Source organism: Castellaniella caeni NBRC 101664, assembly GCF_001592225.1.
Classification (GTDB): Bacteria; Pseudomonadota; Gammaproteobacteria; order Burkholderiales; family Burkholderiaceae_B; genus Castellaniella; species Castellaniella caeni.
In genome coordinates this window covers 15573-37042 of sequence record NZ_BCWN01000010.1, presented here as the reverse complement: position 1 = coordinate 37042, position 21470 = coordinate 15573, and the positions used below count along the sequence as shown (strand labels likewise).

24 protein-coding genes are annotated in these 21470 nt (G+C 68.2%); 16 read left to right on the top strand and 8 right to left on the bottom strand.

The genetic code is table 11. From position 1 onward, the window contains the following. Positions 1 to 16: 16 nt before the first annotated feature. The 6 genes from CCA01S_RS08050 to CCA01S_RS08025 are packed head-to-tail and all read left to right on the top strand — an operon-like array spanning position 17 to position 4014. Positions 17 to 505, top strand: a complete 489-nt coding sequence (locus CCA01S_RS08050) for a YraN family protein (protein WP_084386613.1) — start codon at positions 17 to 19, stop codon at positions 503 to 505. A gap of 54 nt (positions 506 to 559) precedes the next feature. After that, positions 560 to 1153: a phosphoheptose isomerase gene (locus tag CCA01S_RS08045; protein WP_066456682.1), complete on the top strand. Its 594-nt coding sequence runs from the start codon at positions 560 to 562 to the stop codon at positions 1151 to 1153. After that, complete coding sequence (locus CCA01S_RS08040; RefSeq protein WP_066456679.1) at positions 1153 to 1875, top strand: BON domain-containing protein; 723 nt, start codon at positions 1153 to 1155, stop codon at positions 1873 to 1875. Before CCA01S_RS08045 ends, CCA01S_RS08040 begins: the two co-directional genes overlap by 1 nt. Next, positions 1872 to 2366 carry a peroxiredoxin family protein gene (locus CCA01S_RS08035; protein ID WP_066456676.1) on the top strand — a complete coding sequence of 165 codons (495 nt, stop codon included), beginning with the start codon at positions 1872 to 1874 and terminating at the stop codon, positions 2364 to 2366. Before CCA01S_RS08040 ends, CCA01S_RS08035 begins: the two co-directional genes overlap by 4 nt. Continuing rightward, positions 2363 to 3265: an acetylglutamate kinase gene (gene argB, locus CCA01S_RS08030; RefSeq protein ID WP_066456673.1), complete on the top strand. Its 903-nt coding sequence runs from the start codon at positions 2363 to 2365 to the stop codon at positions 3263 to 3265. Before CCA01S_RS08035 ends, argB begins: the two co-directional genes overlap by 4 nt. Then, the gene (locus tag CCA01S_RS08025) at positions 3265 to 4014 is read left to right on the top strand and encodes a pyrimidine 5'-nucleotidase (protein WP_066456672.1); all 750 of its coding nucleotides are present in this window, start codon (positions 3265 to 3267) and stop codon (positions 4012 to 4014) included. Before argB ends, CCA01S_RS08025 begins: the two co-directional genes overlap by 1 nt. Here CCA01S_RS08025 and CCA01S_RS08020 read toward each other — a convergent pair. From CCA01S_RS08020 to gpmA, 4 genes are all read right to left on the bottom strand, one after another. Beyond that, on the bottom strand, positions 3944 to 4744 hold the full coding sequence (locus CCA01S_RS08020; protein ID WP_066456656.1) for a HesA/MoeB/ThiF family protein: 801 nt from the start codon (positions 4742 to 4744) through the stop codon (positions 3944 to 3946). The genes CCA01S_RS08025 and CCA01S_RS08020 overlap by 71 nt on opposite strands. Beyond that, on the bottom strand, positions 4741 to 6273 hold the full coding sequence (locus CCA01S_RS08015; protein ID WP_066456654.1) for a S41 family peptidase: 1533 nt from the start codon (positions 6271 to 6273) through the stop codon (positions 4741 to 4743). The genes CCA01S_RS08020 and CCA01S_RS08015 overlap by 4 nt, the downstream gene beginning before the upstream one ends. A gap of 73 nt (positions 6274 to 6346) precedes the next feature. Then, on the bottom strand, positions 6347 to 7825 hold the full coding sequence (locus CCA01S_RS08010; RefSeq protein ID WP_066456652.1) for a murein hydrolase activator EnvC family protein: 1479 nt from the start codon (positions 7823 to 7825) through the stop codon (positions 6347 to 6349). Between the two features lies 1 nt (position 7826). Then, positions 7827 to 8579: a 2,3-diphosphoglycerate-dependent phosphoglycerate mutase gene (gene gpmA, locus CCA01S_RS08005; RefSeq protein WP_066456650.1), complete on the bottom strand. Its 753-nt coding sequence runs from the start codon at positions 8577 to 8579 to the stop codon at positions 7827 to 7829. An 89-nt stretch (positions 8580 to 8668) separates the two neighbouring features. Here gpmA and CCA01S_RS08000 point away from each other — a divergent pair, with 89 nt between their 5' ends. Genes CCA01S_RS08000 through CCA01S_RS07985 form a run of 4 tightly spaced genes read left to right on the top strand, consistent with a single transcriptional unit; the run spans position 8669 to position 10939 of the window. Further along, positions 8669 to 9079: a rhodanese-like domain-containing protein gene (locus CCA01S_RS08000; protein WP_066456647.1), complete on the top strand. Its 411-nt coding sequence runs from the start codon at positions 8669 to 8671 to the stop codon at positions 9077 to 9079. Between the two features lie 13 nt (positions 9080 to 9092). Continuing rightward, positions 9093 to 9350, top strand: a complete 258-nt coding sequence (grxC, locus tag CCA01S_RS07995; RefSeq protein ID WP_066456646.1) for a glutaredoxin 3 — start codon at positions 9093 to 9095, stop codon at positions 9348 to 9350. A gap of 34 nt (positions 9351 to 9384) precedes the next feature. Continuing rightward, positions 9385 to 9894: a protein-export chaperone SecB gene (gene secB / locus CCA01S_RS07990; protein ID WP_066456645.1), complete on the top strand. Its 510-nt coding sequence runs from the start codon at positions 9385 to 9387 to the stop codon at positions 9892 to 9894. A gap of 10 nt (positions 9895 to 9904) precedes the next feature. Next, on the top strand, positions 9905 to 10939 hold the full coding sequence (locus CCA01S_RS07985) for an NAD(P)H-dependent glycerol-3-phosphate dehydrogenase (protein ID WP_066456643.1): 1035 nt from the start codon (positions 9905 to 9907) through the stop codon (positions 10937 to 10939). 19 nt (positions 10940 to 10958) lie between these two features. On the opposite strand, the gene CCA01S_RS07980 is transcribed toward CCA01S_RS07985, so the two are convergent. Continuing rightward, complete coding sequence (locus CCA01S_RS07980; RefSeq protein WP_066456641.1) at positions 10959 to 11429, bottom strand: tRNA (cytidine(34)-2'-O)-methyltransferase; 471 nt, start codon at positions 11427 to 11429, stop codon at positions 10959 to 10961. Positions 11430 to 11664: 235 nt separating this feature from the next. After that, the gene (locus CCA01S_RS07975) at positions 11665 to 12480 is read right to left on the bottom strand and encodes a ComF family protein (RefSeq protein WP_232305010.1); all 816 of its coding nucleotides are present in this window, start codon (positions 12478 to 12480) and stop codon (positions 11665 to 11667) included. A gap of 76 nt (positions 12481 to 12556) precedes the next feature. Between CCA01S_RS07975 and CCA01S_RS07970 the strand changes: the two genes are divergently transcribed. The 5 genes from CCA01S_RS07970 to CCA01S_RS07950 are packed head-to-tail and all read left to right on the top strand — an operon-like array spanning position 12557 to position 18442. After that, positions 12557 to 13513, top strand: coding sequence for a methyltransferase domain-containing protein (locus tag CCA01S_RS07970; RefSeq protein ID WP_066456636.1), 957 nt, complete (start codon positions 12557 to 12559; stop codon positions 13511 to 13513). 6 nt (positions 13514 to 13519) lie between these two features. Beyond that, a complete protein-coding gene (gene rsmB, locus CCA01S_RS07965; protein WP_066456634.1) occupies positions 13520 to 14827 on the top strand; it encodes a 16S rRNA (cytosine(967)-C(5))-methyltransferase RsmB in 1308 nt (435 codons plus the stop codon). Positions 14828 to 14830: 3 nt separating this feature from the next. Next, on the top strand, positions 14831 to 15397 hold the full coding sequence (locus tag CCA01S_RS07960; RefSeq protein WP_066456632.1) for a DUF4390 domain-containing protein: 567 nt from the start codon (positions 14831 to 14833) through the stop codon (positions 15395 to 15397). Next, the gene (locus CCA01S_RS07955) at positions 15397 to 17730 is read left to right on the top strand and encodes a sensor histidine kinase (RefSeq protein ID WP_084386612.1); all 2334 of its coding nucleotides are present in this window, start codon (positions 15397 to 15399) and stop codon (positions 17728 to 17730) included. The genes CCA01S_RS07960 and CCA01S_RS07955 overlap by 1 nt, the downstream gene beginning before the upstream one ends. Position 17731: 1 nt before the next feature. Then, positions 17732 to 18442 (top strand): response regulator, encoded by a 711-nt coding sequence (locus CCA01S_RS07950; RefSeq protein ID WP_066456623.1) that lies wholly within the window; start codon positions 17732 to 17734, stop codon positions 18440 to 18442. 147 nt (positions 18443 to 18589) lie between these two features. On the opposite strand, the gene fmt is transcribed toward CCA01S_RS07950, so the two are convergent. Together fmt and def are read right to left on the bottom strand one after the other, a co-directional pair. Beyond that, positions 18590 to 19543, bottom strand: a complete 954-nt coding sequence (fmt, locus tag CCA01S_RS07945) for a methionyl-tRNA formyltransferase (protein ID WP_066456622.1) — start codon at positions 19541 to 19543, stop codon at positions 18590 to 18592. Between the two features lie 3 nt (positions 19544 to 19546). Beyond that, a complete protein-coding gene (gene def, locus CCA01S_RS07940) occupies positions 19547 to 20071 on the bottom strand; it encodes a peptide deformylase (RefSeq protein WP_066456620.1) in 525 nt (174 codons plus the stop codon). A 122-nt stretch (positions 20072 to 20193) separates the two neighbouring features. Here def and dprA point away from each other — a divergent pair, with 122 nt between their 5' ends. Further along, the gene (gene dprA / locus CCA01S_RS07935) at positions 20194 to 21453 is read left to right on the top strand and encodes a DNA-processing protein DprA (RefSeq protein WP_066456618.1); all 1260 of its coding nucleotides are present in this window, start codon (positions 20194 to 20196) and stop codon (positions 21451 to 21453) included. The last annotated feature ends 17 nt before the right edge of the window (positions 21454 to 21470 follow it).

Sequence of the window (21470 nt, the reverse complement as noted above, 5' to 3'; positions counted from 1 at the left end):
GGACGAACACGCCACCATGCCGACCGATGCCTACGCGCGCGCCAGCCAGGCCCAGGCCAGCGCCCACCGCCGACGCCGCAGGCGCCTGGCGCGGCAGGCCGCAACACGGCAGCCGCCAGTACCGGACGCACCGCCCGCCGCCGGTTCGCCCAGCCAGCAACGCGGCTACCAGGCCGAGCACCAGGCCCGCGATTACCTCGAAGCACGGGGCCTGCGCATCCTGGCGCAGAACCTGCGCTGCAAAGCGGGCGAGATCGACCTGATCGCCCGGCACGGCGACGTCCTGGTGTTCATCGAGGTACGCCAGCGCTGCGACGGGCGTTTTGGTGGCGCCGCCGCCAGTGTAAACCGCGCCAAGCAGCGGCGACTGATCCGCACCGCCCAGCACTTCCTGGCGCGCCTGTGCCGCCAGCACTTCCAGGCGACGCGCGCGCCCTGCCGCTTCGACGTCATCAGCCTGGACGACGGCGGCCTGCGCTGGATTCAGGACGCCTTCCGGCTATGAAAACGGTTACGTTCCCGATCGCCCCGCAGCCCTCGTCATGCGATAATCGGCGCCATGGATATGACCTCCCGCATGACGTCGCACTTCGATGATGCCGTCGATACCTTCAAGTCCAGCGCGCGCGAGCTGGCTCCGGCCCTGGCCGCCGGGGTCGACCTGCTGTTTGGCGCGCTCACCAACAATGGCCGCATCCTGGCCTGCGGCAACGGCGGCTCGGCGGCCGACGCCCAGCACTTCGTGGCCGAACTGGTCGGGCGCTTCGAGCGCGACCGCCTGCCGCTGGCGGGCATCGCCCTGAACACCGACACCTCCATCATGACCGCGGTGGGCAACGACTACGGCTTCAACGCCGTCTTCGAGCGCCAGGTCAACGCCCTGGGCCAGCCGGGCGACGTGCTGGTCGCCATCACCACCAGCGGCAATTCGCCCAACGTGGTGCGCGCCATCGAAGCCGCCCACGACCGCGAAATGCAGGTCATCGCGCTCACTGGCAAAGGCGGGGGCCAGGTCAACACGCTGCTATACGAAACCGACATCCACCTCTGCGTGCCGCATGACCGCACCATGCGCATTCAAGAAGTCCACATCATGCTGTTGCACGCCCTGTGCGACGGCATCGACGCCCTGCTTCTAGGAGACCCCCTCTGATGCCCTTGTCCATTCGCCCGCTGTCCCCACGCATTCTGGCCCGCTGCCTCATCGGCGCCGCCTGCCTGTCTTCCCTGTCGGCCTGCGGCCTGCTGATCGTCGGCGGCACCGCCGCCACCACGGCCACCGTCGCCACCGACCGGCGCACCGCGGGCGAACAGGTCGATGATCAGACCATCGAATTGCGTGTCTCCAGCGAAATGAACAAGGCCTTCGGCGACACGGCCCGGGTCGTGGGCACCTCGTACGCCGGGCGCCTGCTGCTGGTGGGCGACGTCCCCAGCGACGCCGACCGCGAACGCGCCGTCAACATCGCGCGCACCATCCCGAAAGTGCACTCGGTGGACAACCACATCCGCGTGGGCGACCTCACGCCGCTCAGCGTGCGCACCAACGACACCTGGATCACCTCCAAGGTCAAGAGCCAGATGGTCACCACCGAAAACGTGCCCTTCCGCACCATCAAGGTCACCACCGAACGCGGGGTGGTCTATCTGATGGGCAAGGTCACCGCCGACGAAGGCGAGCGCGCGGCCAAAGTGGCGTCCAGCATCACGGGCGTCAACAAAGTCGTAAAATTGTTTACGCTCGTGTCACGTGAAAGCCTGATTACCGACCCCGGCAAGCCAGCACCCGTCACGGATTCCAGCACTTCCAGCGCCAGCACCCCGCCAGCCCCGGCGGTCGATAGCGGCGGCGCACAAACCATGCCTGTGAAATGAAAAAAGTCATTCTTGGCCTGGCAGCGGTCATCGCGATCGGCGCTGCCACTCTATGGCAATTCCAGGGGGCTGCCCAGGCGGCCCCCAACGTCGCGCTCACCGATCTGCAAGGCAACACGGTGCACCTGCAAGACCTGCGCGGCAAGGTCGTGCTCGTCAAGTTCTGGGCCACCAGCTGCACCACCTGCGTGGCGCAGATGCCCGACACCATCCGTCACTACGACGAACTCAAGGCGCAGGGCTTCGACACCTACGGCGTGGCCATGCAGTACGACCCGCCCAACTACGTCAAGAACTTCACCGACACCCGCAAGCTGCCCTTCCCGGTGGTCATCGACGCCCAGGGCAAGATCGCCCAGGCGTTCGGCGACGTGCGCCTGACGCCCACGGCCTTTCTCATCGACAAGAAAGGCAACATCATCAAGCGCTATCTGGGCAATTACGACGAAAAGGCCTTCATGGCCACGGTAGAAAAGGCACTGGCCTCATGAGCATCCCCACGGATACCCAAACCGCATTTTCCGCCTCGGTGCAGGCCGAGGTGCTCTCCGAGGCCCTGCCCTACATCCGCCGCTTCCATGGCAAGACGGTCGTCATCAAGTACGGCGGCAACGCCATGACCGACGAACACCTGCAGCGCAGCTTCGCGCACGATGTGGTGCTGCTCAAGCTGGTCGGGCTCAACCCCGTCGTGGTACACGGCGGCGGGCCGCAGATCAACAGCGCGCTCAAGCGCATCGGCAAGGAAGGCACCTTCATCCAGGGCATGCGCGTCACCGACGCCGAAACCATGGAAGTCGTCGAATGGGTGCTGGGCGGCCAAGTGCAGCAAGACATCGTCATGATGATCAACGAGGCGGGCGGCAAGGCCGTGGGCCTCACGGGCAAGGACGGCTGCCTCATCCAGGCGTGCAAGAAACTCATGCCCGACCCCGACCATCCCGGTGAGACACTGGACATCGGCTTCGTGGGCGACATCGAACGCATCGAGCCCGCCGTCGTCAAGGCCCTGCAAGACGACCAGTTCATCCCCATCATTTCCTCCATCGGCTATGGCGAAGATGGCCAGGCCTACAACATCAACGCCGACGTGGTCGCGGGCAAGATGGCCGAAGTGCTGGGCGCCGAAAAACTGGTGATGCTCACCAACACCCCCGGCGTGCTCAACAAAGACGGCGAGCTTCTGCGCAGCCTGTCGGCGCAGACCATCGATGCCCTGTTCCAGGACGGCACGCTCTCGGGGGGCATGCTGCCCAAGATTTCCTCGGCACTCGACGCCGCCCGCTTCGGGGTCAACTCGGTGCACATCATCGACGGCCGCGTGCCGCACTGTCTGCTGCTCGAAATCCTCACCGACCGCGGCGTGGGCACCATGATCAGCTCGCACTGATGTCGCCGCTGCAGGCGCCCAGCCCGTTGCGGCGGGCGCGCCCCATCCCGTCCGATGCCCCCGTCTGGCTGTTCGACCTCGACAACACCCTGCACGACGCCTCGCGGGCGATCTTTCGCACGATCGACCAGCGCATGGGCGCGGCCGTCGCCCAGGCCCTGAACCTGCCGCCCGAAGAAGCCGACGTGGTGCGCCGACGCTATTGGAAACGCTACGGCGCCACGGCGATCGGGCTGGTCAAGCACCACCAGGTGAATCTGCAGCAATTTCTGCGCACCTGCCACGACTTCGACGTACGCCCGCTGGTGCATGCGGACAGAGGTCTGAAGGCGCGTCTGCGCGCGCTGCCCGGCAGGCGCATCGTGCTCACCAACGCCCCGGCCCACTACGCGCGCCGCGTGCTGCAGGCGCTGAACATCCTGCAAGAATTTGACGGCCTCTGGGCCATCGACCACATGATGCCCATGGGCCTGCCCCGGCCCAAGCCGTCGCTCGCGCTGATGCGCCAGGTGCTGGCCCGGCTGGACGTGCCCGCGCAGCGGGTGATCCTGGTGGAAGACACCTTGCGCAACCTGAAGTCGGCGCGCCAGGTCGGCATGCGCACGGCGTACCTGTATCACCCCGGCACACCGTTTTCACACCAGCAGCACGGCCGCGACCTTTACGTGGATGTGCGCGTCAACCGCCTGAGCGACCTGCTGATGCAGGCGCACGCCGGGCACATACCGGGCATTCGGGGTCACGCCTGAAGCGGATGGTGTGCCACTGCATGCGCAGGGCATCCACCGACAGCAGGCGCCCGACCAGGGGCTCGCCCATGCCAGTGAGTACCTTGATGGCCTCGGCCGCCTGAACACTGCCCACCATGCCCACCAGCGGCCCCAGCACGCCGGTGGTGGCACAGCGAAGTTCTTCGACGTCGTCGGCCTCGGGGAACAGGCAGTGGTAGCAGGGGGAATCGTCACGGCGCAGGTCGTAGACGCTGACCTGGCCCGAAAACTTGATCGCCGCCCCGGACACCAGCGGCGTGCGCGTGGCCACGCAGGCGCGGTTGAGCGCGTGGCGGGTGGCGAAGTTGTCGCTGCAATCGAGCACCAGATCGACCTGCGCCGCCAGCTCGCGCAGGCGGGTTTCGTCCAGCCGCTCGACCAGCGCCTGCACGCGGACGTCGGGGTTGAGCGCCTGCAAGGCCTGCTGGCCGGAAACGGCCTTGGGCTCGCCCAGGGTGCTCATGCGGTGCAGCACCTGGCGCTGCAGATTGCTGAGTTCGACCCGGTCGTCATCGACCAACAACAAAGAGCCCACCCCCGCCGCCGCCAGATACAGGGCGACGGGCGAACCCAGCCCCCCGGCACCGAGGATGAGCACCCGGGCGGCCAGCAGGCGTTCCTGGCCTTCGATGCCCAGCTCATCGAGCAGGATGTGCCGGGCATAGCGCATCAGCTGCGCATCGTCGAGCGGGGCGAGACCGGGTTTCATGGCACCTTGATCAGGCCTTCGGGGGTAACGCGATAGCGCTCGACGGCCTGCCCACCATTATTCAGTGTTTTTTTTTCAGCCGATGCGGGCTTGGTGGCCGCGGCAGGTTTGGCCGACGGCTGCGCCGCCTTCTGCCCGTCGCCACCGGTGGCCGCTTCAGCCTTGGCCTGGCGCACCAGGGCCGGATCGGATTTCAGCACGGGGCGCCCCAGCAGGGCATTGACGCCTTGCTGCAGCTGCCAGTCGTCGGCCCCGCCGAATTCAAACATCTTGATTTCGCCCTGGACGAAATCACCCTCGTCGTCATCCTCGGAGGCCGCCTGGGCAGCCGCCTGATTGGCCAGGTGGTGCTGGAGATCGACCTCGCGCTGCATGCGGAACAGGTTGCCCGCGGCGCTGTCGTCCACGATGTGGTCGGGTTCGACGCCGGTGTTCTGGATGGAGCGGCCACTGGGCGTGTAGTAGCGCGCCGTGGTGAGCTTGATGCCGGTATCTTTGCTGAGCTGCAGCACCGACTGCACCGAGCCCTTGCCGAAGGTGCGGTTGCCGATGATCTGGGCGCGCTTGTAGTCTTGCAGGGCCCCGGCCACGATTTCAGAGGCGGACGCCGAGCCGACGTTGACCAGCACGACCATGGGCACGGTGCGTGTCCAGGTTGGCAGGCGCGTGCCGTCCAGACCATGGCTGCCGTCCAGGGGCCGTGCGTAGAATTCTTCGTTGGACGAGGGGATGCGCCCCTTGGTGGACACCACCAGCTTGCCGGGTTCGACGAACGCCGACACGACGCCGATGGCGCCATCGAGCAGCCCGCCCGGGTCGTTGCGCAGGTCGAGGATCAAGCCCTTGGGCGCCTGCTTTTTAGCCAGGCTGCCGAGCATCTTGACGAGATCGGCCGTGGTGCGATCCTGGAACTGGCTGATGCGCACGTAGGCGACGTTGTTGGCGAGCATCTTGCCGCGCACGCTGCGCGTCTTGATCATCTCGCGCACGATGTGGAATTTGAGCGGCTTGGCGCTGCCCGCCCGCTCGATGGTGAGATTGATGGCCGTGCCCGGCTCGCCGCGCATCTTCTTGACGGCATCGTTGAGCGACATGCCCTTGGTGGGCTCGCCGTCGATCTGGGTGATGACATCGCCCGTCAGGATGCCCGCTCGCGCCGCCGGCGTGTCTTCGATGGGGGCGATCACCTTGGGCATGCCGTCTTGCGTGCCGATTTCGATGCCCAGGCCGCCAAAGCCGCCACGCGTGATGTCCTGCATCTGCTTGTAGGCTTCTTCATCGAGATACACGGAGTGCGGGTCGAGATCGGCGAACAGGCCCTTGATGGCATCGTCGATGAGCACCTGGTCGGCCACGGGTTCGACATAGCTGGACTTGATGGCGCCATAGACGTTGGCGAACTGCTGCAGGCTCTTGAGCGGCAGAGGCTCGGCCTTCTGCGCAGCCGCCGCGATTCCCAGGCTGACCAGAATGCCCCCGACAAACCCCAGGGTGATCCAGCCAAATGATCGATTTTTACGAGTGCTCATGCACGTTCCTAAGCCATCAGCCAAAAAGGCCCGCCTCAAAGCGCGGCGTGCCAAACGTCATATAGTACAGAAATTAGCGCAACCACAGCTGCGGATTGATGGGCGCACCCTGGTGGCGAAGCTCAAAGTACAGGCCGGGCTCGACCTGCCCGCCCGTGGCGCCCACCCGCGCCACCACGTCGCCACGCGCCACCACATCGCCCACCTGCTTGAGCAGCGCCTGGTTGTAAGCGTACACGCTGAGATACTGCTGGCCGTGATCGATGATGAGAATGTTGCCAAAACCGCTCAGCCAGTGAGCATAGACGACGCGTCCCGGTGCCACGGCATGCACCGCGGTTCCGGCGGGCGCGCGCAGGACGATGCCCCGCCAGACGCCGCCCTCGGGACGTTGCGCACCAAAACGGCCTTGCACCTCGCCCGCCACGGGATAAGGCAGCCCCTTGCGCAGACCGGCAAAACCCTTGTCGGGCACCCCCGCGGGCTCGTCCGCCGCGGAGGGCGCCTGCGCCACCTCGGCGGCCCGCGCCACCCGGCTGCCGCTGTCGTGCGCCGTGCCGGGCGTGGCGGCCAGTTCGTCCGCCGACAGCCCACCCGACGGATGCGCCGCCCCGGCGGACGCGGTGGCCGGGGCCTCGGCGCCGGGTGCGCCCTGCCGCAGATGGCGCTCGGCCTGCTCGCGGATCTGCTGCGCCTCTTGGGCGGCCTTGGCCCGCTGCGCCTGCAAGGCCTTGAGACGCTGCTGCTCGCGGCGCGCCTGCTCGGCCCGCGCCTTGGCCCGGCGTTCGGCCTCGGCCTTGAGCGCGGCCTGGCGGCGCGCCTCGGCGGCGGCGATTTCTTGGTCGAGCGACTGAATGAGCGTGCCCAGGCGCGCGTCGCGCGCCTGCAGGGTCTTGGCTTGCTGCTGCTCGTCGTGCAGGCGCGACTGCACCTGCGCCAGAACCACACGGCGCTGGGCCTGCTGTTCGAGCAAGGCGCCCTTCTGTGCCTGGGTTTCCGTCAACAGGGCGTCGAGTTCGGCCCGGCCCGCGTCGGTCTGCTGGCGCAGCTGCGCCAACCGCGCGAGCGTGGTCTGCAGCGCCTCGACCGTTGCGGTGCGCGCCCGCGAGACGTAGGCCAGGTACGCCAGCTCGCGCCCGATGTCCTGCGGGTCACGCCCCGACAGCAGCGCCGTCCAGGGCGACAGGCCGCTGGCGTACTGCGCCCGCAGCTGCCGCGCGAGCGCCTGGCGCTGGCGTTCGAGTTCGGCCGCCTGCTCGTCGTGGGCCGCACCCAGCGTCTGCAGCGAGGCGGCCAGCGCCCGGTGGCGGGCGTCGAGATCGGCCAGGCGGCGGCTGATGTCGGAGATGGCCTGCTCGGACGCCTGCAGCGCCGTGCTGGCATCCTGGCGCGACGACTCGGAGGCTTCGATGCGCTTTTGCAGCGCCTCGATCTGGGCCTTCAGGGCGGTGCGATCTTCGCGCGCCTGCGACTGCCGCGTCTGCAATGAGGACTGCGCCTGAGCCGCGGCGACCGCCACACACAGCACCAGCCCCAGCCCCAGCGCGCGCATATCAGGCCTTGGCCGCCTTGCCCTGGTTGGCCACGGCCTGCATGGCGGCGCGAATCTTCTCTTGATCGCCCAGATAATAGTGGCGCAAGGGTTTGAGGTTTTCGTCCAGTTCGTAGACCAGCGGCTGCGCCGTGGGGATGTTGATGCCTACGATGTCGTCGTCGGACACGCCGTCGAGGTGCTTGATGAGCGCCCGCAGGCTGTTGCCGTGAGCGGAAACCAGTACCCGGCGGCCCGCGCGGATGGCCGGCGCGATGGAGTCGTCCCAGAAGGGCACGACGCGCTCGACCGTGTCGCGCAGACACTCGGTGGCGGGCAGCTGCCCGGCCGGGATGCGATGATAGCGGGCGTCGAAACGCGGGTGGCGCGGGTCGTCCGGGGCGAGGGGATCGGGGGCGATGGCATACGCGCGGCGCCACTGAAGCACTTGCGCATCGCCATAACGCGCCGCAGTCTCGGCTTTATTGAGCCCCTGCAAGGCGCCATAATGACGCTCGTTGAGCCGCCAGTTGAGGCCGATGGGCGTGTGCATGGCATCCATGGCGTCGAGCGCGATCCAGAGCGTGCGGATGGCGCGCTTGAGCACCGAGGCAAACGCCAGGTCGAACGCATAGCCTTCGGCGCGCAGCAGTTCGCCGGCCTGCCAGGCCTGGGTGCGGCCCGTGTCGGTGAGATCGACGTCCGTCCAGCCCGTGAAACGGTTTTCGAGGTTCCATTGGCTTTCGCCATGGCGCATGAGGACAAGTTTGTACATGATCGGCAAGCCTGCAAGGTTCAAAATCGCCGTCCATTTTATAATCCCCCGGCATACAATTTTGTCTGACCGTTGTTACAGGAACCACTGTGGACTTTTTACTTAGCCAGAACAACCTCTGGATCCTGCTGATCGCCCTGGCATCCGGGGCGCTGCTGGCATGGCCCAGCCTCTCTCGCGGGCGCGCCACCGGGCGCGTCACGCTGGCTGATGCGGTGCAGCAGATCAACCGCGACCAGGGCCTGTTCATCGACATCCGCCCCGCCGAGCAGTTCAAGGCGGGGCACATCCCGCAAGCGCGCAACATCACGCTCGACACGCTCGACGCCCACCTGGGCAGCCTGTCCAAGGACAAGCCCATCGTCGTCGTGGACGCCCACGGGCGCGACGGCGCCCAGGCCGTCAAAGAACTGCGCAAGCACGGCTTCGAACGCGTCGCCAGCCTCGAAGGCGGCCTGGCTGCCTGGACCGAAGGCGGCTATCCCCTCAAAAAATCCTGACCGAGTCTCTCCAATGGCCCAAGTCACCATGTATTGCACGGCGGTGTGCCCTTACTGCACGCGCGCCGAAATGCTGCTCAAACAGCGCGGCGTCCAGGACATCCACAAAATCTACGTGGATCGCGACCCCGCCCAGCGTTCCATCATGATGGAACGCACGGGGCGGCGCACCGTGCCGCAAATCTACATCGACGAGCGCCACATCGGTGGCTTCGACGACCTCTCCGCCCTGGATCGCGCCGACGGCCTGGTGCCGCTTCTGCAGGCCTGACCCTTTCTGCCCACCCTCTCGCACGGAATCTCTCATGTCTGAAGAAAACCAAACCGCCGACACCGAACAGAACCCCAGCTTCGGCCTGCAGCGCACCTACGTCAAAGACCTGTCGCTGGAAATGCCCAATGCCCCGGCCATTTTCCTTGAACAGAAAGGCCCGACGGTCGAGGTCTCCATCCAGGTGGCCGGCCAGCAGCTGGCCGAAACCGTGTTCGAATCGGTGGTCACGGCCACCGTTACCACGCGCATCGACGACAAAGTGCTCTATCTGGTCGAACTGAGCCAGGCAGGCATCTTCGAAGCCGCCAACATCCCCGCCGAACAGCTCGACCCGCTGCTGGGCATCGTCTGCCCGACCATGCTGTACCCCTACCTGCGCGCCAACGTGGCAGACGCCATCACGCGCACGTCGCTGCCGCCGCTGCACCTGAGCGAAATGAATTTCCAGGCGCTCTACGAGCAGCGTCTGGCGCAACAGGCCGGTGCACAGCCCCAGGGCGAAGACTCCGGGCTCATTCTGCCGCCCGGCGCACGCAACTAAGCGCCTGCCGATGGCCGCCGTCCAAGTCACCGTCCTGGGGGCGGGCAGCTGGGGCACGGCCCTGGCCGCCCTCGCCAGCCTGCGGGCGGATACCCTGTTGTGGGCACGCGACGCCAGCGTGGCGCGCGGCATCAACGAGGCGCAGCACAATCCACGCTACCTGCCGGAAATCACGCTGCCGCCCACGGTTCGGGCGACCGCCAGCTGGGCCGACGCCCTGGCCCACGCAACGAACGCCCCCGATCAGGCCCAACAGCTCATCGTCCTGGCCGTGCCGATGGCGGGCCTGGCCGACGTCTGCCGCCACCTGGCCCAGACGCTGCCCGCCCGGACGGCCAGCCCCATCCATCTGCTCTGGACGTGCAAGGGCATCACCCCCGATACCCAGCAGTGGCCGCACCAGATCGTCTGCCAGGCCCTGCCTCGGCACAGCCGCCTGCAGGCCGGCGTACTGTCGGGCCCGTCCTTCGCGCGTGAAGTGGCCCAGGGGCTGCCAGTGGCTCTCACGGTGGCCAGCACCCACGCCGAAACCGGCCAGGCGGCGCAAGCCGCTTTTCACGGCACGCAGGCGCGCATCTACACCACGCGCGACATCATCGGCGTCGAGGTGGGCGGCGCCCTGAAAAACGTCATGGCGATTGCCTGCGGCATCAGCGACGGCCTGCGGCTGGGCACCAATGCCCGGGCGGCGCTTATCACGCGCGGGCTGGCCGAAATCCGCCGCCTGGGGGTCGCACTGGGAGGCCGAGCGGAAACCTTCACCGGCCTCACCGGCCTGGGCGACCTGGTGCTCACGGCCACGGGCGACCTGTCCCGCAACCGGCAGGTGGGCATCGCCATCGGCCAGGGACGCGCGCTGGACGCCATCCTGGCGGGCGGCATGACCGCCGAAGGGGTGCGCTGCGCGCAGGCGGCACAGACACTGGGCAAGCGCCACGGCATCGAGCTGCCCATCACCGAGGCCGTCTGCCAGGTGCTCTTCGAGGGGGTCTCGCCCAAGCACGCGGTGGCCGCCCTGCTGGCACGCGACGCCCGCTCCGAATAATCCGCGGCGCGACGGGGCTCTAAACGCCACCGGCATAGCCCGCCTGGCGCCAGGCCTCGAACACCGTCACCGCCACGGCGTTCGACAGGTTCAGGCTGCGCTGCTGCGGCCGCATGGGCAGGCGGATGCGCTGCGTCAGCGGAAACAAGGCCATCTGCGCATCCGACAGGCCCGCCGTCTCACGGCCAAACACGAACACGTCGCCCGGCTGCAACGCGCGCTCGCCAATCAGCACCGAGCCCCGCGTGGTGAGCGCGAAGCGGCGCGCGGGATCGCCGCCGATCGCCTCGAAGGCGGCGGGCAGGCTGTCATGCACCCGCATGCGCGCCCACTCGTGATAATCCAGTCCAGCGCGGCGCATCTTGGCGTCGTCCAGGGGAAAGCCCAGCGGACGCACCAAGTGCAGGAACGTGCCGGTGTTGGCGCTCAGCCGGATGACGTTGCCCGTATTGGGCGGAATTTCGGGCTCGACGAGAACGATGTGGAACATGGGGTGGGCAGAACAGGCCGAATGAGAAGATGAGAACGAGAAGGGCAAGGGGCGAGCGCGGGCGAACCGGCGGCAAGCCCGGCCATTGTAGAACCCCGCAACCAGATGACCGGTACACCCCCCGCGGACTGCTCATGCCTGGCGCAGGGGTGGGGCCTCTGGCCCGGTGCGGCCCGCACGGCTGGCAGCATGGCAGGGGCGGTGCGGACGCCAGACTTTTAATCGGAACAGGGTGCTAGCGGCGTACCGTCCGGGCCAGCACCCAGCCCTCGACGTGGGCGGCTCCGGCGGCCTTCAGGGCCAGCGCGACCGCCTGCAAGGTGGCGCCCGTGGTCATGACGTCATCGACCACCGCCACCCGGGCGCCCGCCAGGGGCTGCGCCACCGGGCCGATGACATCTGATCGCCGCCGCAGCCCCCCGCACAGGCTGCCATACAGATCACCACACAGGCCGCCACGTCGGGCTGCGGGCGGACAGACGAAAGCGCCCACCGGCGCGCGCAGGCGGGCGGCCCGCCCCAGGCTCGCCTGGCGCGGCGCGTCGTCGTCCGCACGCCGCACGAGATCGAGCCGGTAGCGCAACCCATGCCGCCGCGCCAGCAGGCGCGCCACCTCGGCGGGCGGGCTGAAGCCGCGCTGGCGCAGCGCCGCCCGGTGCGCCGGCACAGGCGTCACCCAATCGGGCGGCGGCTCGTCCCGCCCGCCGAAGCCGCCCGTGGCTTCGAGCGCCTGCGCCAGCCGGTCGGCCAGCACGCCGACCAGGGCCAGCCGCCGCTGGAACTTGCAGGCCCGGATCAGCTCGCGTCCAAGCCCCTGGTAGTCGAAGGCCACGACGACGCGATCGTACGCCGGTTGCCACCCGCCGCAATCGGGGCAGGCTCCCGCCACCAGCGGGTGGGTGCAGACACCGCAGCGCGCCTGCGTTGGGTCGATGTCCAGCAGCGCGGCGCAGGCGGCGCACAGCCCCATGCCCAGGACACGCTGCCCGCACCCCGGACACGGGGCCGCAATCCAGCGGCGCCAGTCGCACCAGACCCCAAGATGCCGCATAATGTCACCTTCGTTTCCGCACACATGCTTCATCACAGCACAGCCCCGAAGCTTGCGGCACCGGTCTTGATTCTTTATGTCACAGCTTCCCCGCCTGCCCATCGATCCCGCCGCCGTCGCCCGGCAATTCGCCCGACGCGCGCCGCTTGACGCGCCCCAGTTCCTGTTTGGCGAGATCGCCCAGCGCATGCTGCGGCGCCTGAGCTACATCCGCATCGACCCGCGCGACATTCTCGACGCGGGCTGCGGGGCCGCGCACGCGCTCGACCCCCTGAGCGCCCGCTATCCCAACCTGCACTACATCGGCCAGGACACCTGCACGGCGCTGCTCGACACGGCGCGCGAGCGCCACAGCGGCAAGCCGGGTTTCTGGCACCGCCTGCGCAACAAGCCCACGCCGCAGCCCGAGTTCATCCAGACCGACCTCGCGGAAACCGGCCTGCCCGACCAGAGCCTCGATCTCGTCTGGTCGAACCTCGCCCTGCACTGGCACCCCGAACCCCATCTGGTGCTGCAGGAATGGCGCCGCATCCTGCGCATCGACGCGCTGGCCATGTATTCCAGCCTGGGGCCCGGCTCGTTGCGCGAACTGCGCGAGGCCGTCGCCGAGGCGGGTCTGCAGACGCAGCCCATGGAATTCGTCGATATGCACGATTTCGGCGACCTGATGATCCAGGTGGGTTTCGCCGATCCGGTCATGGATCAGGAAATCATCACCCTCACCTACCGCACGGCCGAGAAACTGCTGGAAGACGTGTACGCCCTAGGCGGCAACCCGCACCCGCAACGGCGCGCGGGCTTGGCCGGGCGCACCTGGCGCGCACGCCTCATCCAGGCGCTCGAACGCCGCCGCCACGATGATGGCACCATCCACCTCAGCCTTGAAGTCGCCTACGGCCACGCCTGGCGGGCCAAGGCGCGCCAGGGCGTCTTCGGCGACCTGCCCGTCGCCACCTTCAAGCGCGCCAAGCCGCTCGAGGCCGGCAAGCCGCCCCCCCGGGTCGTGCCCCGCAAGCTCGACGGCGAAGAGTAAGGCGCCATGGCCCAAGCCGAACTCGCCGAACAGCTGCTGGCCGCGGCCCGCGCCATCCGGGGTGTGCTGACGGGCGTCTCGCTTTCCGAAGCCCTGGAACAAACGCCCGCGGCCCTGCGGCCCGGCGCGCAGGCGCTGGCCTTCTACGCCATGCGTCGGCTGGGCTTTGCCACCGCGCTGCGCGAGCAGCTCGTCCCCCGCCGCCCACCCGACCGGCTCACCGAAGCCCTGCTGCTGCTGGGCCTGTGCCTGCTGGAGGCCAGCCACCAGCAGGCCGATGGCATCCCGCTTGCCGCGGGCACCCCGCGCTACGCGGCGCACACGCTCGTGCACCAGCTGGTGCAGGCTGCGGGCGCCGACCGCCATACCCGGCCCGCCAAGGCGCTCATCAACGCCGTCTTGCGCCGCTACGGGCGCGAGCGGCACGCCATCCGCGCCACGCTGACCGAACAGCCCCGGGCGCGTTTCAACCACCCCGACTGGTGGGTCGAGGCGCTACGCCAGGCCTGGCCCGAGCACTGGCAGGCCATATTGCAGGCCGCCGACCAAACCCCGCCCATGACGCTGCGCACCAACGTACGCCAGATCACCCGCGCCGCCCTGCTCGACCAGCTGGGTGCGGCGGGCATCGCCGCGCACCCGGCGGGCGAGGTCGGCCTGGTGCTCGAACAGCCGCGCCCGGTGCGCGACATCCCCGGCTTCGACGCCGGCTGGTGGTCGGTGCAAGATGCCTCGGCACAGCGCGCGGGCGCGCTGCTGCCCTTGCGCGACGGCCTGCGGGTGCTGGACGCCTGCGCCGCGCCGGGAGGCAAGACGGCCCACCTGCTCGAACGGCACAGCCTGCGGCTCACCGCCCTCGACAGTGACGAAAAACGCCTGGCGCGCGTGGCCGACAACCTGCGGCGGCTGCAACTGCCCAGCGACCAGGTGCAACTGCGCTGCGCCGACGCGGCCCAGCCCAGCCAGTGGTGGGACGGGCAGCCCTACGATGCCATCCTCGCCGACGTGCCCTGCACCGCCTCGGGCGTCGTGCGGCGCCACCCGGACATCCGCTGGCTGCGGCGCCCCGAAGACGTGAGCCGCACCGCCGCCTTGCAGGCGCGGATCATCGACGCGCTGTGGCCGCTGCTGGCGCCCGGCGGGCACCTGCTCTATGCCACCTGCTCCATCTTTCCACAAGAGGGCGAATCCCAGATCCAGGCTTTTCTGACCCGCCACGCCGACGCGCGACGCCTGCCGGCCCCCGGGCAGATTCTGCCTGGTAACGCTGGCGACGGCTTCTTCTACGCCCTGCTCACCAAACCCGTCGGCTGAGCCATGCCCCACGCCCTGATCATCCTGGCCTTCTGCCTGCTGAACCTGCTGCCCAGCGCCTATGCGCGGGACGGTGCGGTGCTGCGCATCGAGCCGCTCGTCAACCAGGGCCAGCTGCTGCTGGACGCCGACATCGATTTCACCCTGAGCGACGAGCTGCACGACGCGGCCAGGAAAGGGGTGCCGCTGTACTTCACGGTCGACCTGAAGATCCAACGCCCCCGCTGGTGGTGGTTCGACGCCACCGTCCTCACCGCCGAGCAAACCTGGCGTATCCAGTTCAACGCCCTCACGCGGCAATGGCGCGTGGGCATCGGCGAGCGCTCGCTGCCCGCCGCCACGCTGGACGAGGCGCTGAATCTGGTGCGCCACGTCCGCGGCTGGGCCGTCGGCCCGGCGCGGCGCCTCGAAGCGGGCGTACGCTATGAAGGCCAGCTGCGCCTGCGGCTCGACACCTCCCGGCTGGCGCGTCCCTTCCAGATCGACGCGCTCAACAGCAAGACCTGGTCTCTCTCGACGCCATGGAAAAATTTCAGTTTTTCTCTTTCCGCCGACACGCCCCGCGAATGATCCGCTGGGCGCTGCGCCTGACGCTGCTGGTCGCGGCCGTCAGCGCGCTGGCGCTGCTGGGCCTGCTGGTCTGGTCAACGGGCAACGCCTCGCGCTACGCCCAGCAGTACGACCTGCTGCTGCTGCTCAACGGCGTGCTCGCCATGGCGCTCATGTCCTGGGTGGCGATGCTCAGCATCCGCCTGCTGCGCCAGATTCGCCGACGCCAGTTCGGTGCCCGTCTGACGGCGCGCTTCACCCTGTACTTCACCCTCATCGGCATCCTGCCGGGCGTCATCATCTACGTGCTGTCCGTGCAGTTCATGTCGCGCTCGATCGAATCCTGGTTCAACGTGCGGGTGGACAGCGCCCTTGAAGCCGGCCTGAACCTGGGGCGCGCGGCGCTGGACGCCCAGATCACCGACCTCAGCAACCGCGCCCATAGCATGGCCTTGCGGCTGAACAGCGCCAGCGACCCGGAAACCTCGCTGCTCATCACGTCGCTGCGCGAGGCCAACGGTATCGACGAGGCCATGGTCTTCACCGGCAACGGCCGCCTGGTGGCCTTCTCATCGTCGGTCTTCGGCCAGTTGCTGCCCGACCTGCCCCCCACCAGTGTCATGAATCAGCTGCGGGTCGCGCAAAGCTACGCCGCCGCCGAAGCCGACGTCGCGCCCGCCGAAGGCCCGACCAGCACCGGCCTGCACCTGCGCGTCATCATCCCCCTGGGCTCGTCCGCCGACCGTCTCAACAACCCCATGGGGCTGAGCAGCGACACCCGCTGGCTGCAAGTGATCCAGGCGGTGCCCGAGCGCATCGCGCGCAACGCCAGCCAGGTGCAGCAGGGCTTTCGCGACTATCAAGAGCTGGCGCTCTCGCGCCTGGGCCTGCGCAAGCTCTACGGCATTACGCTTACGCTGGCGCTGATTCTCGCCGTCTTCGCCGCAGTGGCCGCCGCCCTGGCGGTCTCGCGGCGGCTGGTGCGTCCCTTGCTGACACTGGCCTCGGGCACCCAGGCCGTGGGCATCGGCGACTACCGCCCGCTACCCGAACCGCCGGCGCGCGACGAGGTCGGCCAGCTCACCCGCTCTTTCAACGCCATGACACGCCAGCTGGACGAGGCACGACGCATGGTCGATCGCCACCGGCGCCAGCTGGAACAAAGCAATCTCTACCTGGAAACCGTGCTCAGTAATCTGTCTTCGGGCGTGCTGGTCTTCGACCACGCCTTCCGCCTGACGCTGTTCAACCAGGGCGCACAAGCCATCTTGCACCTCGACCTGCGCACCTGTCAGGGGCGCCCTCTCGAAACAGTAGAGGGCGCGCTCTCGCTCGCGCAGCTGATCCGCCAGGCCTTTGCCACACACGACGCGGTGGAATCCACCCGTCCCTACTGGCAGCAGCAGTTTGAAATCGAACTGCAAGAGGCCCCCGACAACGAGCGCAAGATGCACGTGGTCACGCTGCTGGCGCGCGGCACGCGGCTGCTGATGGACAGCCAGGAAGACGGTTACCTGGTGGTGTTCGACGACATCAGCGAGGTCATCTCAGCCAGCCGCACCGTGGCCTGGGGCGAAGTGGCCCGGCGCCTGGCGCACGAAATCAAGAACCCGCTCACGCCCATCCAGCTCTCGGCCGAACGCCTGGCCATGAAGCTGGCCGACCGGCTCAACCCAGCCGACGCGGCCATGCTGCAGCGTTCCACCCAGACCATCGTCAACCAGGTGGGCTCGCTCAAGCGCATGGTGGATGATTTCCGCGAATACGCGCGCACGCCGCCCGCGCAGATGCAGGACATCGACCTGAACGCGTTGCTGGCCGAAGTGCTGTCGCTCTATGGCTGGGATCCGGCCGACGCGCACCCGGCCGGCACGCGCCCGGGGGTGCGCTTCGACGCGCACCTGGCCGACGCGCTGCCCGACATCCAGGGCGACCCCGCGCAGTTGCGCCAGGTGATCCACAACCTGCTGGCCAACGCCCGCGATGCCGCCGGAGCCCACGCGCCGCCGGGCACGGCGGAAGTACGGGTGCAGACCCGCTTCATCGCCCCCGAAACGCCATCGGGCACGGCCCGCATCCGTCTCACGGTGTCCGACAACGGGCCCGGCTTCGCCTCCGAGGTGCTGCCGCGCGTCTTCGAGCCCTACGTGACCACGAAATCCACCGGCACGGGCCTGGGGCTGGCCATCGTCAAGAAAATTGTCGAAGAGCATGGCGCCCAGGTCGATATTTCCAACCGCGCCGAAGGCGGCGCCCGCATCTCGATTCTGTTCTCGCGGCTGGGCAAACACCCGGCCCGGCTGGACGAGGCCGATCAGGCACTGGATAATACACACAATACACAGGTGAGGTGATATGGCCAGGATTCTGGTGGTTGACGACGAAATCGGCATCCGCGAACTGCTGTCGGAAATTCTCTACGACGAAGGGCACACGGTCGAGCTTGCCGAAAACGCCGCCCAGGCCCGCGACTATCGTCTGCGCCAGCGCCCCGACCTCGTGCTGCTCGACATCTGGATGCCGGACGCCGACGGCGTCAGTCTGCTCAAAGAATGGTCCAGCCAGGGCCTGCTCAACATGCCGGTCATCATGATGAGCGGCCACGCCACGGTAGACACCGCGGTCGAAGCCACGCGCATCGGTGCCGTCGATTTCCTGGAAAAGCCCATCACGCTGCAAAAACTGCTCAAGGCCGTGGCCTCGGGGCTGGCGCGCCCCGTCATCCCCGCCTCGATGCGCAGCCGTACCGAGCGGCCCGTGCTGCCCGACCCCGTCTTCACCCAGGTGCCCCTGGTGGGCGGCGCCAGCGTCCCCGAACAGGCCGCGGGGGCGCCTGCCCGCGCACCGCTGGCCGACGATTCGCACCTGGGCTCCATCTCGCTCAACCAGCCCCTGCGCGAAGCGCGCGACGAATTCGAGCGCATCTACTTCGAATACCACCTGCTGCACGAAAACCACAGCATGACGCGGGTATCGGAACGCACTGGGCTCGAACGCACCCACCTGTACCGCAAGCTCAAGCAGCTGGGGATCGAAACCTCGCGCAAGAAATCGTCGGCCACTTGATGTCCCGTTCGGTTAATCCGCACATTCAAATTCGGATGGATACGCAGCATGGGCTGTGTAGGCACCCAATTCAGGTACGATTATTCACCGAACGGAACACCAGGCCACCCAGCCAAGCCATCCCGGCCACTGCGCCCGGACGACGTGTCAGCGGCGGTACGACTGCATGAAAACATCCACCGGCTGGCGCCGCCCCCCCGGCTTTTGCAGCGCCGTCACCCGCAGGATGCCCTCGCCAGTGACGACGTCGATGCCCTCGGGTGCCAAGTGCAAGATCGTGCCGGGCGCAGCGCCCACCGTGGCATTGCCCACGTTCGTGAGGCTGTGCGCGGCCCACACCTTGACCGGCTGGTCGAAGCCCGGCAAGACCATCGTGGTGCCGGGAAACGGATCGAAGGCGCGGACGCGCCGCGCCAGGGCCTCGGCGGGCAGGGAAAAATCGAGCGCCGATTCGGTTTTGAGCAGTTTGTCGGCGTAAGTGACGCCCTGATCAGGTTGCGGCACGGCCACCAGGTGCTCGCCCGACCGCAGGCTGGCCAGCACCTGCACGATGGCCTGGGCGCCATCCTGCGCCAGGCCATCGTGCAGGCTGGCGCCGGTTTCATCCACCGCCAGGGGACGTTCGACGCGCAGCAGCATGGCGCCGGTGTCCAGCCCGGCATCCATCTGCATGATGGTGACGCCGCTGGCGGCATCGCCCGCTTCGATGGCCCGCTGGATGGGCGCCGCGCCACGCCAGCGCGGCAGCAGACTGGCATGGATGTTGAGGCACCCCAGGCGGGGCAGGTCGAGCACCCACTGCGGCAGAATCAGGCCGTAGGCCGCCACCACCATGACCTCGGGCGCCCAGGCCCGCAACCGCGCCTGCGCGTCTTGCGCCGCGTCGGGAAACTTGCCGTCCAGCCGCAGGCTGCGCGGCTGCAAGACCGGGATGTCGGCCTCGAGCGCGGCCAGCTTGACCGGGCTGGCCTGCAGTTTCATGCCGCGCCCCGAGGGCCGGTCGGGCTGCGTGAGCACGCCCACGACCTGGTGCCCGGCTTGCAAGATGGCCTGCAGCGCCTGCCGGGCGAATTCGGGCGTGCCTGCGAAAACGAGCCGCACGGCCTACGCCCCGACGGCGTCGTGCTGCGCCTCGCGTTGCTGTTTGCGCAGCCGCGTGCGGATGCGATTTTGCTTGAGCACCGAGAGGTATTCGACGAAGACCTTGCCCATGAGGTGATCGAGTTCGTGCTGCACGCACACGGCCAGCAAGCCGTCGGCGTCGAACTCGTAGGATTCGCCTTTTTCGTTGAGCGCGCGCACATGGATGCGCGCCGCGCGTTCGACCTCGTCGTACACACCTGGCACCGACAGGCAGCCTTCTTCGTAGACCTGGCGTTCTTCGCTTTTCCAGGTGATTTCGGGGTTGATGAGCACGTGCAGCTCGTTGCCGTCTTCGGAAACGTCGATGACGACGACGCGTTCGTGGACGTCCACCTGCGTGGCCGCCAGCCCCACGCCCGGCGCGGCGTACATGGTTTCGGCCATGTCGCGCACCAGCTGGCGGATGCGGTCATCGACCTGCTGCACGGGCGCGGCAACCTTGTGCAGACGGGAGTCGGGATATTTGAGGATGGGAAGCAAAGCCATGGCGACCGCCGATTCAATGAAACCTAAAGCTCTATGATAAAGCATGCATCCGCCGGGAACACCGGATCATTTGATCCCAAACGGGGTATCCGGCCCCCGGCTTACGTGGCACACTGCCGCCCATGCCACTGACGATTGCCGAACCCGAACTGCGCGCCTGGATACGCCTGAGCCTCGAACCCGATCTGGACGCGGCGCAGGCGCGCCAGCTGCTGTCCGCGCTGGGCCTGCCGCAAGACATCTACGCGGCACCCGTCGGCCAGTTGGCGCGCCTGTTGGGCGCGCCGCTGGCGGCCCAGCTGCGGCAAGAAACGCCCGAGCCGCTGCAAGCCCAAATCGAACAGGCCCTCGACTGGCTGCGTGCCCCGACACACACCCTGCTGACGCTGGCCGACCCGCTCTACCCGCCTGCCCTGCTGCAGCTGGGCGACCCGCCCCTGGTGCTGTACGCCCACGGTTGCCTGGACGTGCTGTCGCGCCCCAAGATCGCCATCGTCGGGGCCCGGCACGCCAACCACGAGGGCGAACGCAACGCCTTTGAATTCGCACAATATCTGGCCGGGCACGGCTGGTGCGTCATCAGCGGCCTGGCCAGCGGCATCGACGGGGCGGCCCACGCGGGCGCCCTGCAGGCCGGGCCGTCCGGCGGCGGCACCCTGGCCGTGCTGGGCACGGGCATCGACCGCGTCTACCCCGCCGCGCACCGCCCCCTGGCGCACCGCATCGCCGAGCACGGCCTGATGCTGTCCGAGTTCCCCCTGGGCGCCCAGGGCCTGCCCTTTCACTTTCCCAAACGCAACCGCCTGGTGGCGGCACTGAGCCAGGGGGTGCTGGTGGTGCAGGCCGCTCCCCAGAGCGGCTCGCTCATCACGGCCCGCCTGGCGGGCGAACTGGGGCGCGAAGTCTTCGCCATCCCCGGCTCCATCCATTCGCCGCTGTCGCGCGGCTGCCACCGCCTCATCCGCCAGGGCGCCAAACTGGTGGAATCCGGTCAGGATATTCTGGAAGAGCTGGCGCAAGGCAGACTGGACGGCCTGTTCACGCCACCGGCGGCATCGACCACCAAGCCCTGTCCAGACGCGGAGCAGGTAGCGCCAGCCGTGAGCCCCATGCCAGCCGCCCCGACATCAACGCACGCACCGGCGCCTGTCGCGCCGGATGGCCCGGCAGCCTCACGGGCAGGCCTGGCCGATACGGACGAAGCCCAGGTGCAGGACGACAGCCAGGTCTTGCTGCAGGCCTTGCATGAAGGCCCGGCCAGCGCCGACGACTTGCACCTGCGCCTGGGCTGGCCCATGGCGCACCTGATGGCCGAGCTCACCCTGCTGGAAATCGACGGGCACATCCTGCGCCAGGCCGACGGGTGCTTCACGCGCCGCTAGCACCACCCGTCCCATCA